The 17,078-nt window shown below is 26.5% G+C and carries 13 protein-coding genes, 1 tRNA gene and 2 pseudogenes; 13 read left to right on the forward strand and 3 right to left on the reverse strand.

Features of this window, described 5'->3' with window-relative positions:
* Positions 1–149 precede the first annotated feature (149 nt).
* The 10 genes and pseudogenes from JNUCC81_RS08885 to nhaC all read left to right on the forward strand — a co-directional run bounded on the left by JNUCC81_RS08885 (position 150) and on the right by nhaC (position 9,479).
* Positions 150–1,481 (forward strand): sensor histidine kinase, encoded by a 1,332-nt coding sequence (locus tag JNUCC81_RS08885; protein ID WP_208334781.1) that lies wholly within the window; start codon positions 150–152, stop codon positions 1,479–1,481.
* A gap of 188 nt (positions 1,482–1,669) precedes the next feature.
* Positions 1,670–3,325, forward strand: a complete 1,656-nt coding sequence (hcp, locus tag JNUCC81_RS08890) for a hydroxylamine reductase (RefSeq protein ID WP_454096254.1) — start codon at positions 1,670–1,672, stop codon at positions 3,323–3,325.
* 133 nt (positions 3,326–3,458) lie between these two features.
* Positions 3,459–4,232, forward strand: coding sequence for a YdcF family protein (locus JNUCC81_RS08895; RefSeq protein WP_454096255.1), 774 nt, complete (start codon positions 3,459–3,461; stop codon positions 4,230–4,232).
* Positions 4,233–4,314: 82 nt separating this feature from the next.
* Positions 4,315–4,390: transfer RNA gene (locus JNUCC81_RS08900), tRNA-Met, on the forward strand.
* Between the two features lie 65 nt (positions 4,391–4,455).
* A complete protein-coding gene (locus JNUCC81_RS08905) occupies positions 4,456–5,112 on the forward strand; it encodes a pentapeptide repeat-containing protein (protein ID WP_454096256.1) in 657 nt (218 codons plus the stop codon).
* A 125-nt stretch (positions 5,113–5,237) separates the two neighbouring features.
* Positions 5,238–5,570, forward strand: coding sequence for a hypothetical protein (locus JNUCC81_RS08910; protein WP_454096257.1), 333 nt, complete (start codon positions 5,238–5,240; stop codon positions 5,568–5,570).
* A 459-nt stretch (positions 5,571–6,029) separates the two neighbouring features.
* Positions 6,030–6,104: pseudogene (locus tag JNUCC81_RS08915) on the forward strand (hypothetical protein); the annotation flags it as partial.
* A 102-nt stretch (positions 6,105–6,206) separates the two neighbouring features.
* Positions 6,207–7,048: pseudogene (locus JNUCC81_RS08920) on the forward strand (3-hydroxybutyryl-CoA dehydrogenase).
* Positions 7,049–7,209: 161 nt separating this feature from the next.
* Positions 7,210–7,590, forward strand: coding sequence for a 3-aminobutyryl-CoA ammonia lyase (kal, locus tag JNUCC81_RS08925; protein WP_454096258.1), 381 nt, complete (start codon positions 7,210–7,212; stop codon positions 7,588–7,590).
* 467 nt (positions 7,591–8,057) lie between these two features.
* Positions 8,058–9,479, forward strand: a complete 1,422-nt coding sequence (gene nhaC, locus JNUCC81_RS08930; protein ID WP_454096259.1) for a Na+/H+ antiporter NhaC — start codon at positions 8,058–8,060, stop codon at positions 9,477–9,479.
* A gap of 57 nt (positions 9,480–9,536) precedes the next feature.
* Here the strand turns inward: nhaC and JNUCC81_RS08935 are convergent, their stop codons facing one another.
* Together JNUCC81_RS08935 and JNUCC81_RS08940 are read right to left on the reverse strand one after the other, a co-directional pair.
* Positions 9,537–9,797 (reverse strand): hypothetical protein, encoded by a 261-nt coding sequence (locus JNUCC81_RS08935; RefSeq protein ID WP_454096260.1) that lies wholly within the window; start codon positions 9,795–9,797, stop codon positions 9,537–9,539.
* Between the two features lie 65 nt (positions 9,798–9,862).
* Entirely contained in the window at positions 9,863–10,561 is a 699-nt protein-coding gene (locus tag JNUCC81_RS08940; protein ID WP_454096261.1) for a pseudouridine synthase, read from the reverse strand.
* A gap of 133 nt (positions 10,562–10,694) precedes the next feature.
* Here JNUCC81_RS08940 and JNUCC81_RS08945 point away from each other — a divergent pair, with 133 nt between their 5' ends.
* Positions 10,695–11,972 carry an aminotransferase class V-fold PLP-dependent enzyme gene (locus JNUCC81_RS08945; RefSeq protein WP_454096262.1) on the forward strand — a complete coding sequence of 426 codons (1,278 nt, stop codon included), beginning with the start codon at positions 10,695–10,697 and terminating at the stop codon, positions 11,970–11,972.
* A gap of 168 nt (positions 11,973–12,140) precedes the next feature.
* Positions 12,141–12,608 carry a hypothetical protein gene (locus tag JNUCC81_RS08950; RefSeq protein ID WP_208333878.1) on the forward strand — a complete coding sequence of 156 codons (468 nt, stop codon included), beginning with the start codon at positions 12,141–12,143 and terminating at the stop codon, positions 12,606–12,608.
* Positions 12,609–12,680: 72 nt separating this feature from the next.
* Here the strand turns inward: JNUCC81_RS08950 and nhaA are convergent, their stop codons facing one another.
* Entirely contained in the window at positions 12,681–13,886 is a 1,206-nt protein-coding gene (gene nhaA, locus JNUCC81_RS08955; RefSeq protein WP_454096263.1) for a Na+/H+ antiporter NhaA, read from the reverse strand.
* Between the two features lie 446 nt (positions 13,887–14,332).
* Here nhaA and mprF point away from each other — a divergent pair, with 446 nt between their 5' ends.
* Positions 14,333–16,924, forward strand: coding sequence for a bifunctional lysylphosphatidylglycerol flippase/synthetase MprF (mprF, locus tag JNUCC81_RS08960; RefSeq protein WP_454096264.1), 2,592 nt, complete (start codon positions 14,333–14,335; stop codon positions 16,922–16,924).
* Positions 16,925–17,078 lie beyond the last annotated feature (154 nt).

Below are 17,078 nucleotides of genomic sequence, written 5' to 3' on the forward strand. Positions count from 1 at the left end.
AAGATAGTTATCAAAAAAATACAACTACATTTAAAATATAAAATTATTTTAAATTTAAATGTAAAAAATGTCGAAAAATGGTAAAAAATAGTGGAATTTTCAGAAAAAAAGATGAAAAAAGTACGTACATATGCTAATATAATTTATAAGTGGGATATATAGAGGGAGGGATTTATATAAGTTTAGAAGAATCAATATTAGTTCATATTCCAGAAATAATATCTATATATTTATTTATGAATTATATTTTAGGAAATATGGTAACAAAAAGAGAATCCATTAAGATAGCTATAGTATATTGTTTAATTTTTTTAGTAATTTCAAACATTATAGATATGGGAGATATTAAATTATTAAGGATACTATTAATGCTATTAGTATTTTATTTATATACAAAACCAAAATTGACACATTGTATAATGGCATACAGCATAGTAGTAGGGATTAAATTTTTATCAGAATTATTAATTTTAATAATTATAAAAATGATGGGATTAAATTTTCGTATTCTAATAGAACATGACGTGGTTAGACTTTTAATATTTAGCATGCCAACGGTATTATTACTAGTGATTTGTTTTATTGGAGATAGGAAAAATATTAATATATCCGATAAAATAACTAATAAAAATATAGATATAAATAAGTTTATTAGAAATATTATAATAGTATTAAGCTATGGAGTAATCGTCTTAGTGTCTATAGGTGTATTTTATGTAAATAAAGTAATAAAAGTAGGACAAACAAATGAAAATATATTACAAATAATAATTATAGTGTTTTGTATTGTATCATTGACTTGTTCAATCATATCTATAATAACTATAAATAAAAATAAACAATTAAAAAAAATAGAAAATAATCTTATTACAAAGAACATACAACAAATGGAAGAAACAGTAAACCTGTTAAGAACTCAGAAACATGATTATATGAATCACTTACAAGTAATATTAATGCAAGTATCTAAGGGTAATAATGAATCTGCAAGGGATTATATATTAAGTATGTCAAATAATATAGGAAACAATGATGTATACTATAATACAGGAAATGACTATATAGATGCAGCTTTAAATATAAAAAAATCTCGTGCTATAAAATATAATATTGAACTAACGGCATGCGTAGATAGCTCATTAGAAGATATAGAGCTATTAGAGTCAGAATTGAATGCAATTATTTTGAATATACTAGACAATTCAATTGAAGAACTTAAAAATAGCAAGAAAGAATATAAATATGTACACTTAGATATATATAAAGAAGATAAATACCATAACATATCAGTTAAAAATAATGGCAGAAAAATTGAAGATACAAACAAAATATTTGAAATGGGATATTCATCTAAAGGAAATAATAGAGGATATGGCCTATATGCAATAAAAAAATTATTAAAATCATATAATTGCAATATTGAAGTATATAGTGATGAAGAAGAAACTGAATTTGCTATACAGGTTCCTATAAGAACTTAATTATTATATATTTAAGTTAAAGTCTATAAATAGATACTTAAAAAGTATCTATTTATAGACTTTTTATTATATTAGAATGTTTATAAAAAATATGCTTTACATATTAAATAGAATAAAAAAATTAATATTCCAAATAATACTAATGCAAGTAATTAGTAGAATAATTTATATCTTTAGGAGGTATGGATATGGAATATCCAATGTTTTGTTACCAATGCGAACAAACTGTAGGTGGTAAGGGATGTACTAAGATTGGTGTTTGTGGGAAAACACCAGAAATAGCTAATCTGCAAGATTTACTTATATATCAAGTAAAAGGAATAAGTTGTTATGCAAAAGAAATTATAGAAAAAGGGGAAAATATAGACAAAGATATAGTTAGATTTGTAGAAAATTCTTTATTTACAACACTAACAAATGTTAACTTTGATGCAGACGTACATGTAGAGTTACTAAGAGAATCTCAAAAGATAAAAGAATCATTAAGAAGTAAAGTAGGAAGCATTAAAAATACTACGGATCATGCCACATATAATTTAAGTGAAACTAAAGCAGAAATGCTTAAAGACTCTAAAAAATCTAGTATAATGTATGATCAAGATTTAGATGCAGATATACGTTCTTTAAGACAGACTATAGTATATTGCTTAAAAGGAATAAGTGCATATGGGCATCAAGCAAGAGAATTAGGATACTTTAGTGATCAAGTAGATAATTTTTATTTTAGAGCTCTTGAAGCTACCACAGATGATACATTAACATTAGAAGATTTAATAAGATGGACTATGAGAGCTGGAGATATGAGTGTAGCTGTTATGCAGAAATTAGATGAAGCAAATACTACAGTATATAAAAATCCATCACCTCATAAAGTAAATGTACATATTAAAAAAGGTCCATTTATAATAGTTTCAGGTCATGATTTGAAAGACCTTGAAATGATACTTAAACAAACTGAAGGTAAGGGCATAAATATATATACTCATGGAGAAATGATACCTTGCCATGGATATCCAGAGTTGAAAAAATATTCTCATCTTGTAGGTAATTTTGGTGGTGCATGGCAAGACCAACAAAAAGAATTTGATAACATACCAGGGTGTATACTTATGACTACTAACTGTCTTATGAGACCAAGGGATTCTTATAAAGATAGAATATTTAGTACAAATGTAGTTGGATGGGATGGAGTTAAATTTATAGGCAAAGACTCAGAAGGAAAAAAGGACTTTAGTGAAATAATAAATAAAACATTGGAATTAGGTGGATTTGAAAAAGATGAAGAACCGCATGAAATACTGGTTGGGTTTGGACATCATGCTACTTTAAGTAATTCAGAAACTATAGTTAATGCAGTAAAAGATGGAAAAATAAGACACTTCTTCTTAATAGGTGGATGTGATGGAGCAAGACCAGGTAGAAATTATTATACTGAATTTGCTCAAAAAGTACCTAAGGATTGCATAATATTAACTCTAGCATGTGGAAAATATAGATTCAATAAATTGAATTTTGGAGAAGTTGCAGGTCTTCCAAGATTGTTAGATGTAGGACAATGTAATGATGCTTACTCAGCAGTAAGAATTGCTACAGCACTTGCTGATGCTTTTGATACTGACGTAAATGGATTACCATTATCTATAATTTTATCTTGGTATGAGCAAAAAGCTGTAGCAGACTTATTAGCATTATTATCTTTAGGGATAAAAAACATTTTTCTTGGACCGTCATTACCTGCTTTCTTAAGTCCAAATGTACTTCAATACTTAATAGATACATTTAACTTAAAAGTTATAAGCACACCTGATGATGATTTAAAAACTTGCTTACAACAAGGTATATAAATTGAAACCTTATAATTAAATTAATTTTAATATATAAAAAGTACTAGTATTATACTAGTACTTTTTATATATTAAAATTTGAAAAAAATATTTATATATTATAAAATAAAGGTAAAAATGAAAGAGGCAAAATATGAAAAAAGACTGTTATATTATATTTAGTATAATTGCTTTTAATATATTTTTGGTAATTGAATGGGGATTAAGCTTATCATCAATAATTCTTATATTTGGTATGTGGAGTATTTATGGAGTAAAAATATTTAAAGAGGTAGCGTATAATAAAAATATTAAATTGATAAATATATTATATAAAATTTATAAAACCATTATAATAATATTTGTATCAACATTTCTAATAATAGAGAGTGCAATTCTTATAAATATTAATCAAAATAAAAATGTAAAATCATATAAAAATATAGAATACTTAGTAGTTTTAGGTGCCGCTATAAATGGAAAAGAAGTATCAAAAACCTTGAAGGTAAGACTAGATAAAGCTCTTGAGTATTATAATAAAAATAAAGAAATTAAAATCATAGTATCGGGTGGTCAAGGTAAGGATGAAGTTATATCTGAAGCTGAGGCAATGTATAGATATTTAATAGATAAAGGCGCAGATTCAAAAAAAATTATTAAAGAAGATAAATCAACTACAACTTTTGAAAATATAGTATATAGCAAGCAAATATTAAAAGGAAAAACTAAAGAAAAAATACTTATTGTTACTAATGACTATCATTTGCTTAGGTCAAGAATTATAGCATATATATTAGGTTTAGAAAATGAAGGACTATCATCACCAAGCTCATTATCAGGGTGTCTTTACTATACAGTTAGAGAATACCCAGCTATGATAATATATGTAATAAAATCTATGATATTTAGGATATCTAATTGTATTTAAATTTGTAAAAAGTAAATAAGTGTAGCTATATTATAATAAGTGTGATATTATATACTTAAGTAATAAGAAGAAAGTGTAATATCGCGGAGTGGAGCAGTTGGCAGCTCGTTGGGCTCATAACCCAAAGGTCGTAGGTTCGAGTCCTGCCTCCGCAACCAATATAAGCATAAATATAACTCTTATATCCATTGATATAAGAGTTTTTTAATTAACGGAGGAAAAAATGTCTGCAAATGAAAAAATAAATGGTAAGTTCAACTATAACAATATACAAAAATTAAATAAAAATTTTATGTATAAAGATTTAAAAAGAAGTAATTGTTATAATAGTGATTTCTCGGGATCAAATTTTAATTATACAAGCTTTAGAGGAGCTCATTTTAAATCATGCAATTTCTATGGATGTAGTTTTAAATCAGCAGAGTTTGTTGCAACAAATTTTAAAAAGAGTAAGTTTAAAAAGGCAAAATTTGAAGATGTAGTATTTGATTGTGCTAATTTAGATGGAGTAGATTTTAAGGGTGCTGAATTTAAAAATACTATATTCTTATGTACAGATATAAGTAAAGCTATAAATTTAAACATATCTAACTCAGATGTTATAGTATTTGATGAAATACCAGAATTAAACATAAATGAAAATCTTGAAAATGCAATTAAATCAGCTATGAATAATAAGTTTATAAAGAATTCAAGAGTATTAGATACAAAGGATGGAAGTATAAGTCCAATAAGTGCAATGATTTTATTACAAAACTTCGATGAAAATACATTAATAAGAGGATTAAACTTTATTGAGGCAAATCTAGATAGAGATTTCTGTACATTAAGTTATGTAATAAGAGCTATAGAAAATTATAAAAAAGAAGAACTTATATAATAAATAAAAAATACCACCAATATTTAAATATTAGTGGTATTTTTTATTTATTATCCATATTTAGAAATAATTAAATATTAATTGGAAAACTTAATATTAAATTAGAGTAATATAAGGAGATTTAGATGAAAAGTATATTAATAGCTCAAAAATCTAAAATAATGCCTAAACAAGTAATAGAAGAAATAAATAAATTTGAAAATATAGTTAAAAGCCCCTATAGTGACACTTACTACAATACATTTGATATATCTTGGACTCATAAACCAGAAGGAAGCTTAAGAATATCTGACCATTGGAACTTTAAGTCTAGAGGAGAGATTCATTGTCAACTAGACTACATAGAAGGATATTGGATATTAGGAAAATACATAAATGGAAAATATCATATGCTAAAGAGATTTGGCGAAAGTATAGATGGATATAAATCAAAATTCGATAAAGACATGCTAGTGTAGATTTTTTTACCAGTTGGATAAAAATCGAGATACAAATTTTGACACAGAGTTTGTATGCTGACTTTTACATTTCATTATTGAATAGATGGATCTTTAGTTTATTTAATGTATACATTACTTCGATAAATAATATAATAAATTTTAAAATTTTATACAAAAAATTATTTATTTATCATATATATATATTTATCATATATATATATTTATCTTCATATGCTTTATTAAATAGAAGATAAAGGTGGTCTATAAATGTTTAATAATTTAATATGTGAAAAAAGATAACATTTGTATTATCAAAATAGACAGATAAAAATACTTAAATTCATTAAATGAAGAATTGTTAAGTGAGTTAGATAAAGCAATAGATATACTTAAATAAAAGGAAGAACTTTATGTGGGCATAATAATTGGACAAGGTAGGGTATTTGTAGAAGGTGATGATATATCAGCAATGAAAACATGAGCGTTGAAGAAGCTAGAAAGTTCTCTAAGAAAGGAAGTGATATATTTAGAAATATAGAAAATTTAGATAAGCCAATAATAGCAGATATGAATGGTTTTGTGTTAGGTGGAGGTTGTGAACTTGCTATGAGTAGAATTGCAAGCTTAAAAGTCAAATTTAATAGGGGGTATTTTATGAAAGTAATGGTCATAGGAAGCGGAACTATGGGTAGTGGTATTGCTCAAGTCTTAGCATCTAATAATAATGAAGTAATTATTAGAAGTTTGCATATTGAAAGCATAGAAAAGGCAGTAAATGCTATAACACTAAATTTAGAAAAAAGTGTTGCGAAAGAAAAACTAACAGAAGAAGAAAAATTAAAAATATTATCAAATATTACAATAACAACAGATATAAATAAGGCAAGAGATTGTGATTTGGTAATAGAGGCAATAGTTGAAAATATAGATGAAAAAAAAGATATCTTTAGAGAACTAGATAATATATGTAAAAAAGAAACAATACTAGCAACAAACACATCTTCATTATCAATAACAGACATATCAATTAGTACAAAAAGACCCGATAAAGTAATCGGAATGCATTTTTCCAATCCAGCTCCAGTTATGAAATTAGTAGAAATAATTGACGGTATGTTCACTTCAAAAGAAACTCATAATACTATCTTTGACCTATCTAATCAAATACAAAAACTCCTGTAACAGTAAATGAAGCACCAGGATTTATAGTGAATAGAATATTAGTGCCTATGATTAATGAAGCAATAGGTATATTTGCAGACAAAGTAGCAACAGCTTCTGATATAGATCAGGCTATGAAATTAGGTGCAAACCATCCTATAGGACCTTTAGCTTTGGGAGACCTTATAGGTTTAGATGTATGTTTAAATATAATGGAAGTTTTATACAATGAATTTGGAGATTCAAAGTATAGACCTCACCCATTACTTAAAAAAATGGTAAGAGCTAAACTTTTAGGAAGAAAAACTAACAAGGGATTTTATGAGTATAAATAAGAATTATTAAAGCAAATGTATATAGTCTTTGCACAAAATGAAACGTTACCTATTGCACATGGAATAGACGGATAAGAAAGATTAAAATATAAATAAAGCAGTAAAAGAATTAATAAATAGACTAAAAAATAAGTAATTTCAAAGCTAGGGGAGATATGTATATGAAATGTACTTTAAGAATGAGAATGGGATTAAATGATGCACATTACGGTGGTAATTTAGTAGATGGAGCTAAAATACTTCAATTATTTGGAGATGTAGCCACTGAATTATTAATAAGAAATGATGGAGATGAAGGATTATTTAAATCTTATGATGAGGTAGAGTTTATTGCTCCAGTTTATGCAGGGGATTATATAGAAGCAATAGGAGAAATAATTGGTTTTGGAACAACTTCAAGAAAAATGAAATTTGAAGCTAGAAAAGTGGTTATAACAAGAACAGATATAAATGAATCAGCAGCAGATTATTTATTAGAACCAGTAGTTGTATGCAAAGCAAGTGGTACTTGTGTAGTACCTAAATATAAACAAAGATTTTAGGAATAATCCAGAAATAGAAGTGTTTGATAAGGGCATAATAGATCGTATTTTGACTTTGATATAGGAGTAAATAATATTTTTGAAGTAAAGTATACCAGAAATTTTAAATTTTATAGTTTCTGGTATTTTACATTTTTTGGTATATGAAAGACTCAATTTGAAGTGGTAACATCAAGTATTCTTCTAAGTTGAAATGTTAGCGTTGGATTTTATAGCTTGAAATAGAAATAGTTATACCTAATGAAGTTAGAGTCTAATATATGGAGATTCTAGAATAATTTATGAACTTTCAAAAGCATTAAGGTATGAAGTAGGGTTTGAACCAGGAAAATTTGGCGAAGGTGTAGTATGTTTTGCAATAATTGAAATGTTCAATAGAAGTATGTAATAAAAATAGAAAAATATAAATATAATTAATTAACAGAAGATATTAAATATTCTGTTAATTAAAATTAGGGGGAAGTAATTTGGATACAAAACCAAAAACCAAAAGGAAAGCAACTTTATGTGAAGCATTAATACCAATAATATTTTTAATTGCAGTATTAGCTTATTCACTAGTTAAATTAGGTGCAGACCCTCATATTCCATTAATATTAGGAGCTGTTGTAGCAGCAATTATAGGCATTACTAGATTAGGATTTACATGGAGAGAAATGGAAGAAGGAGTTTTAGATACTATAAAAATGGCGATGCAAGCTATATTAATCCTTATGATAGTTGGAGCGCTAATAGGAACTTGGATATTAAGTGGTACAGTTCCTGCAATGATTTATTGGGGATTAAAGATATTATCTCCAGGAATATTCTTAGTTGCTACTACATTAATATGTGCAATAGTATCTTTAGCTACTGGTTCATCATGGACTACAGCAGGTACAGTGGGCATAGCCTTAATTGGAATAGGTCAAGGTCTTGGAATGCCTGCTCCTCTTGTAGCAGGGGCGATAATATCTGGAGCATATTTTGGAGATAAAATGTCTCCACTTTCAGACACTACCAATTTAGCACCAGCTATGGCAGGTGCAACATTATTTGAACATATAAAACATATGATTTATACTACAGGGCCTGCTTTATTAATAGCACTTGTTTTATATGGAGTAATAGGAATGAAATATTCAGGTAAAGAGTTAGATTTGACTCAAATAGAAGTTATTAGAAATGCTTTAGAAGGAGCATTTAATACTTTATCTCCAATATTATTAATACCTCCAGTTATAGTTATACTTATGGTTGTGTTTAAAATGCCTGCTATACCAGGTCTTGTAATAGGTACTTTATTAGGAGGACTGTTTGCTGCAGTATTCCAAGGTGCAGATTTAAAATCAATAATAAATGCGGCTCATTATGGATTTGAATCAACAACTGGAATTTCAGAAGTTGATGCGCTTTTAACTCGTGGAGGACTAGATAGTATGATGTGGACAGTTTCTCTTATACTATGTGCTTTAACTCTTGGAGGAATCCTTGAAAAAACAGGAATGTTAGAAGCTATAGCTAATGCACTTTTAACATTCGCAAAAGGGACTTTTGGTCTTGTATTTGTTACAATATTTTCTTGTTTGTTTACTAACTTAGTTACAGGAGAACAATATTTATCTATAGTTTTACCAGGTAGGATGTACAAAGATGAGTATAGAAAAAGGGGATTACATCCTAAAAATTTATCAAGAGCATTAGAAGATAGTGGTACACTTTTATCACCACTTATTCCATGGAATACATGTGGTGCTTATATGTGGGTTACATTAGGAATTCATCCATTTGCATACTTACCATTTGCATTTTTAAATTTAATAAATCCATTAGTATCATTATTCTATGCGGCTACAGGAATAACGATGGAAAAGTTACCGCCTGAAGAAGTAAAAGATACTAATATATAATATATTTAATTAGAAATACTAAAAGACCTGATTTTTAAATCAGGTCTTTTAGTATTTCTAATTAAATACAGATGGATATAATACCATTTGAATACCTAATATTAACATTATTAAGTTTAGAAGCAAATTTAAGGTATTTAAATTATTTTTATTTTTTAATGATATATATATTTCACAGGTATCGCAAATAGAAAAGAGTATAAAGCCTAATCCACCAATTTTAGAACTTAAATCACAGCATATGTAAAAAAGAAGTAAGGTTATAGAAAGTACTGGTAAAAATGAGTTTATTATCTTTGCCAAATAGGTATTTTTCATTAAATCACTTCCTATTATTAGATATATGCTAATTTAAAAAAAATAAAACCTCCTAAATGAAGGTTCTAATCTATTAATCCTTTAACTTCTTGAGGCGTTAGTCTTCTCCATTTACCTGGTGCTATACCATTTAATGTTAAATCCATTATCCTAACACGTTTTAGTTTTTGAACTTCATAATTGAAAGCTTCACACATTCTACGTATTTGCCTGTTATACCCTTGAGTTAATACTATTTTAAATGTACAATTATTTAATTTAGTAACAGAACATTTTTTAGTAATTACATATTTTTTATTAACTGGATTAAATATTCGAACTCCATTTGACATGTTATTTATAAACTCTGGTGTAATATTTTTATTAACTGTTACAACATATTCTTTTTCATGGTTATTTTCAGAACGTAATATTTTATTTACTATATCACCGTCATTTGTTAGTATAATTAATCCTTCTGATGGTTTATCAAGTCTTCCAACAGGGAAAATCCTCTCAGGATAGTTTATATAATCAATAATATTTCCTTTTATATGCCTTTCTGTTGTGCAGGTTATACCTACTGGTTTATTAAGGGCGATATAAACATCGTTTTTCTTTTGATGTAATATTTTTCCATTAACTTTTACAACATCTCCTGGATTTACTACTTGCCCTATTTGTGCCATTTTTCCATTTATTAAAACTTTTTTACTTTGAATTAATTTATCTGCTTCTCTTCTAGAACATATTCCAGTCGAGCTAATATAGTTATTTAATCTCATAAATTTCTCCTTAATAATACTATATAATAACTTATTTAAGTATATTATAGTTAATAATCTTAATCAAGGGGTGTAATAATAAGAACTTTTGGTGAAGATATGCATATATTGTTGTATAAGGGGTGATAATACGATGAATTATAGAGAATTATTTGAAGGAATAGAAACTCCTGTAAAACTTCAAAATGGATCATATATAGTTCCTATAAACTTTGATAATGGAGCAACAACGCCTCCTTTAAAAAGCGTAATAAATACTATTTTAGAAGATATAAAGTATTATGGACCAATAGCAAGAGGACTTGGTCAAAAAGGAGATATATGCACACAAAAATTTGAAAATGCAAGAGAAGAAGTATTAAAGTTTTTTAATCTTAAAGGAAATAATACCCATACTGTAGTATTTACAAAGTCAGATACAGAAAGTTTAAATATACTTTCTGATATATTGACGAAAGATAAAGATATAAAAGTTATGACCACGAGAATGGAGCATCATGCAAATGACTTACCATGGAGATATTCATCAAGTGTAGTATATATAGAGGTAGATGCATTTGGTAGAATTAATATAGATGATATAGAGAAAAAATTTATAGAAAATAATGGTAAAATAAAATATGTAGCAATAACAGCAGCATCAAATGTAACTGGATATGTTAATCCTATAAATCATATAGCTAAAATATGTCATAAACATGATGCTAAAATAATAGTAGATGCAGCTCAACTTGTAGCCCATCAAGAAATAAATATGAAGGGTGAAACTGATGACGAACAAATTGATTTTTTAACATTCTCAGCTCATAAAGCATATGCACCTTTTGGAAGTGGAGCACTAGTTGGACTTGTAGAAGATTTATCTACTGTAGATCCATTTTTAAAAGGTGGAGGATGTGTAAAAGGAGTATTTGATGATAATGTACTTTGGGGCTTACCTCCACAACTTCATGAAGCAGGTACTCAAAACTTTTTAGGTGTTATGGGAATGGTTCAGGCACTAAAAGATTTAAAAGAAATTGGATTTAATAATATATCTAAACATGAATCTGATATAAAAAATTATATTATAAAAGAAATGAATAAAATCAATAATCTTATAGTCTATGGAGATAATGTAAATACTCAAGATAGATTAGGGGTAATATCTTTTAATGTTAAAGATATGGACTATGAAAAAGTAGCTCAGAAAATGGCAAAAGATATGGGTATAGCACTAAGATGTGGAAAATTCTGTGCTCATCCTTATGTATATAGATTATTAAATGTAAGCGACATGAATGCTTATATTGATGTATCTAGTGATTTGGAAAATTTAGGAATGATAAGAGCCAGTTTAGGTCTTTATAATACTATAGAAGAAGCGAATATATTCTTAAATGCCCTAGAGTATATAGCAAAAAGTAAATAAATATATAAAAAACATCTATATAATATAGATGTTTTTTATATCAAATGTAAGAAATGTGAAGTTTTTTAGGATAAATACGAAAAAATTGGCGCATATTTTATATTTTTACATAGTATATACATTAAGAGATAAAAATACTCTTAATATATACTAAAAGGGTGAAGAGATATGAGATATTCAAATAAAAATAAATGTAATAAAAAATGTGAATGTAATAAAATATTTAAAAATAATTGTGGATGCAACAATAACAATAATATAAATAATGAAGATTGCTCTAATTGCAATAAATTTAAAGAGTTAGCTAGAGAAAAATGTGAAAAAGCTGATTGTATAAGCAACAAAGCAAATAGAATAGCACAACAAGCAAAACAAGCTGAAGAAAGAGCGGAATGTCTAAGACAGCAAGCTATAGAAGAATGCGCAAGAGCTAATAGACTTTGGGATGAATATAAAGAATTATCTAATGAAGGTATGTGCTTAATGCAAGGAGCTCAAGAATGTTTAGCTAAAGCGGCTGAATGTTATCAAGAATGTTATGAGGATGATTTTGGGTGCGATATGGCAAACTTTGGAGTTAATTCAAATGATATCTGGGATTGTAATTGTGACTGTGGGTGTCATAAGCACTGTTAATACAAAATAAAAAAGAAGATAATTAAATATCTTCTTTTTATTTTGTATATATGTGCGTATCTATTATAAAAATCAAGATATGTAATATTTATTTATAAGTCGAGTCTTAGGGTTGTTATTTAACTTTCTTAAAATATCATAAATAGTAATTACTATGTATGTAGACAAAATCGATATTACAGAAGACATTAATATAGAAGACTTAGCTATATTTATAAGTGTAAAATCATTTATAAAAGCTATTTCAGAGACAAATATAGACATAGTAAATCCTATACCTGCAATTAATGAAACTAAAAATACAGCAAACCAACTTATATTAGATGGTTTTTCAGTAATTCCAGTCAAGTCTCCTAGATAACTAAAGATCATAATACCTAGGGGCTTACCAACACAAAGTCCTAATATTATACCTTTGTATAAAGTAGAAGCAGTTGAAGTAGACAAATCTATATTATAAGCTAAGGATATACCTGTATTTGCAAATGCAAACAGTGGTATAATTAGTAGACTATTTATAGGCACTAATAATCTCTGAAGTTTTTCAAGCGAACTAATTCCATTAGAATGTGATGTAGGTATAGTTATAGCTAATAATACTCCACTTATAGTGCAATGAACTCCACTTAGATATATAAAATACCATAGGCAAAGACCAGATAATAAGTAATATGTAATACTTTGAATATTAAATAATTTATTAGCAATTACCAATGTCATAAATACTAAAATAGCTAAAGATAAATAATGAGTATTAATATCAATAGAATAAACAATTCCTATTGCAAGTATTGATATTAAGTCATCAACTACAGCTAGAGAAAGTAAAAATACTTTAAGTGACGGATTTAACTTTTTAGAAAAAATTAAAAATACACCTACAGCAAAAGCAATATCTGTAGAGATTGGAATGCAAAATCCTCCTAAAAAGGGAGTATCTTTATTAAAAAAAATAAATATTAAAGCCGGAACAACAACACCACCAATAGATGCTATAATAGGGAAAGATGCTTCTTTGAAAGAAGATAAGCTGCCATGTAGTATTTCATGTTTTATTTCAAGTCCTGCAACCAAAAAGAAAATAGCCATTAAAAAATCATTTATAAACATATGTAGTGAAAATCCTTTAAACAAATAAGTATTTTCAAAAATATCTTTATACAATAATTTTAATGGACTATTGTACATTACAAGTGCTAGTATTGTAGATAGTATTAAAAGCAAGCTTGTAAATAACTCTAATTTTATAGGTTTCCTATAAGTTCTTAGTAATCTCAATTTATCACCAACTAACTATATGTATTTATAAAATTTATGATTTTAAAATATTAAAAATGCGTAAAATTTTGATATATAAATTAGTTTTTACTTAATTTAAAACTAATTGCTCAATAAAAAATGTCTACATTTATATAAAGATTTTTATTTCTTAATAAAAATCTTTAGAAAATCTTTAGATTTATATTAAGAAATCTTTAAGTTTTTAATGTTAATATTAAATTATATAAATATTATAAAATATTCTATTTCCTTACAGTTATGTTATTTAGATGCTAATATCAATACATAAGAATATATAAATATAACAATAAAGTAAGAAAGGGAAATTATAAAAAATTTTATGTTAATATTAAAATGTTAAGGTTTATGAAAGGAATTTAAGAAACTTTATATGATACAATTTTAATGTAAAATTACAAGATTATGATTTAGGAGCGGTTGATATGAAAAAAATTAATAGTAAAAAGACTTTACTGTATTTAAAAATAGCCTTTGTTGTAGCTATTTTATTTATAGTATTTAAGGAATTTAAAAATATAGTAACAGATTTTAATATGGACACTTTTGTAATGTATGCTGATAAATTATCTATTGTCAATATATTAATAATTATAGCATTAGGAATGATATCATTTTTACCACTTAGTTTTTATGACTTTGTACTTAAAAAAAGAGTAGGAATAAACTTGGATAATAAAAGATTATATAAATTTTCTTTTATAGCAAGTTCTGTATCAAGTATAGTTGGATTTGGTGGAACATCTGCACTTGCTTTAAAAAGCTATTTTTATAAAGATCATGTAAAAGATAATAAACTATTAGTAAAAGAAATTTCTAAGGTAGTAGCACTTAATTTATCAGGATTCTCAATGATATGTTTTCTTTATGTTATATCTAATTTACTAGAATTTAAAGAGTTAAGTCTAGTAAAAGTTTTAACTATGTTAATTGGGTGTTACTTACCTGTTTTGTCTATATATCTAATAAGAAGCTATATAAAAGGAAATGATGATGATAAAATAGATGTTATTGATAGTTTTAAAATAATAGGAATATCATTATCAGAATGGGTAACTACAATAATATTAATCTATTCGATAATACTTATATTAGGTGAACCAATACCTTTTATGAAATTTTTCCCTATATTTGTAGCTGCAATAGTAGTAGCTATTTTAAGTATGTCACCAGGAGGAGTAGGAACATTTGATTTAACTTTATTAGTTGGATTAGAAGGTTTAGGAGTTTCATCAGAAAAAGTATTGTTAGCAGTGTTTTTATATAGAATAAGTTATTACATAATTCCTGTAAGCATCGGAGCTGTGTTATACTTATCAGAATTATGGAATAAAGTAGACGGAAGAATAAGAAGTATCGTATCAGAATCTTTATCTACAGTAGCTCATTTTGGATTAAGACTTTTAGTTTTATCATCAGGGGTAGTGTTATTAGTATCAGAAGCTATGCCAAGTACTATTGAAAGAATACACATTATAAATAAAATATTCAACTTTAAAATAATGCATATGTCAGGAGACATAGCGATTATAATTGGTTTTTTATTAATTACCATATCTAGTTTAATAACTTATAAATCTAAGAAGGTATATAATATAACAATGGTATTAGTTTTACTTGGAAGTATATTTGCACTAATAAAAGGATTTGATTATGAAGAAACTCTATACTTAATAACTGTAGGTGTTATTCTTAAATGTAGCAAAAGACAATTTTATAGAGAAGGATTTATATTAAGATGGGGTAAAGTTATAAAAGACACACTAGCCTTATTATTTTTCCAAGCATTTTATTTATTTATAGCGTATGCAAATATATCTGGTAAAATAAAAAAAATACCTCTATTAAATATAGATATACAACATGCAAGCCCACGTGTTTATAAAATGATAATGATAAGTATTACTGGATTTGTAATCTCACTAATATTTATGGGTATTTTATATTATACAAATAAATCTAAGAACTTTCCTAAATTAACGCTAGGTGAGTGTGAGGATAAATTAGATTATATACTTGATACTTATAATGGAGCTCAACTTACACATTATATATATTTAAATGATAAATATATATATGTAAATGATAGTACAGATGTTTTAATACAATATCAAATATATGCAAATAAAGTTGTAGTATTAGGAAACCCAATAGGAAATAAAGAAAGCTTTTTTGAAACAATACAAACATTTTATGAGTTATGTGATAGATACGGTTATACACCAGTATTCTGTTCTATAGACGAAACTATGATACCTTACTTACATGAAACAGGGTATGAATTTATGAAGCTAGGGGAAGATGCGGGAGTAGATTTAAATAAGTTCACATTAGAAGGCAGAAAAATGAAAAGTGTAAGAAATGCACTGTCAAGAGTTGAGAAAGAAGGATATACTTTTGATATAATATATCCACCATTTAGTGAAGAATTTATAAAAGATATAAAATCCATATCAGATGAATGGTTAGGGGATAGAAAAGAAAAAGGATTCTCTGTAGGATTCTTTGATGAAGAATATTTAAACCGTGAACCAATAGCTATAATAAAAGATAAAGATAATAATATACAAGGATTTGCTAATTTAATGCCTATGTATGATAATCGTACAACTTTATCTATAGATTTAATGCGTTTTTCAGAAAGTACATGCAACGGAGTAATGGACTTTATATTTGTAAATTTATTCCAATGGGGAAGAGAAAATGGATATTCTAAATTTAATATGGGATTAGCTCCATTATCTAATGTAGGTGTATCAAAATACTCATTCTTAAGTGAAAAAATAGCAGCTCAAGTATATGCACATGGTCAAAGATTTTATTCTTTCCAAGGGTTAAAGAAATTTAAAGAAAAATATTGTGATTCTTGGGATGGACGATATATGGCATATAAGAGAAAAACATCTCTTGTATTTACAATGATTCAAGTAATATTATTATTTGGTAAAGGTAAAGACAATCAACAAGAAAATAAAATTAATGATAATAAATATGCTAGAATTAACCAAAGTATTTAAAATACTTTATTTCTAATAAAAGCCTGAGTTCAACTCAGGCTTTTATATTTTATAAAATTAAAAATAAGAAATTTTATTAAGTACATGAATTATTATCTAATAAAAATCATAATATTAAACCAATAATAATTAGATTGTTATGCTAAATATTGGA

The organism is Faecalimicrobium sp. JNUCC 81, assembly GCF_053667625.1.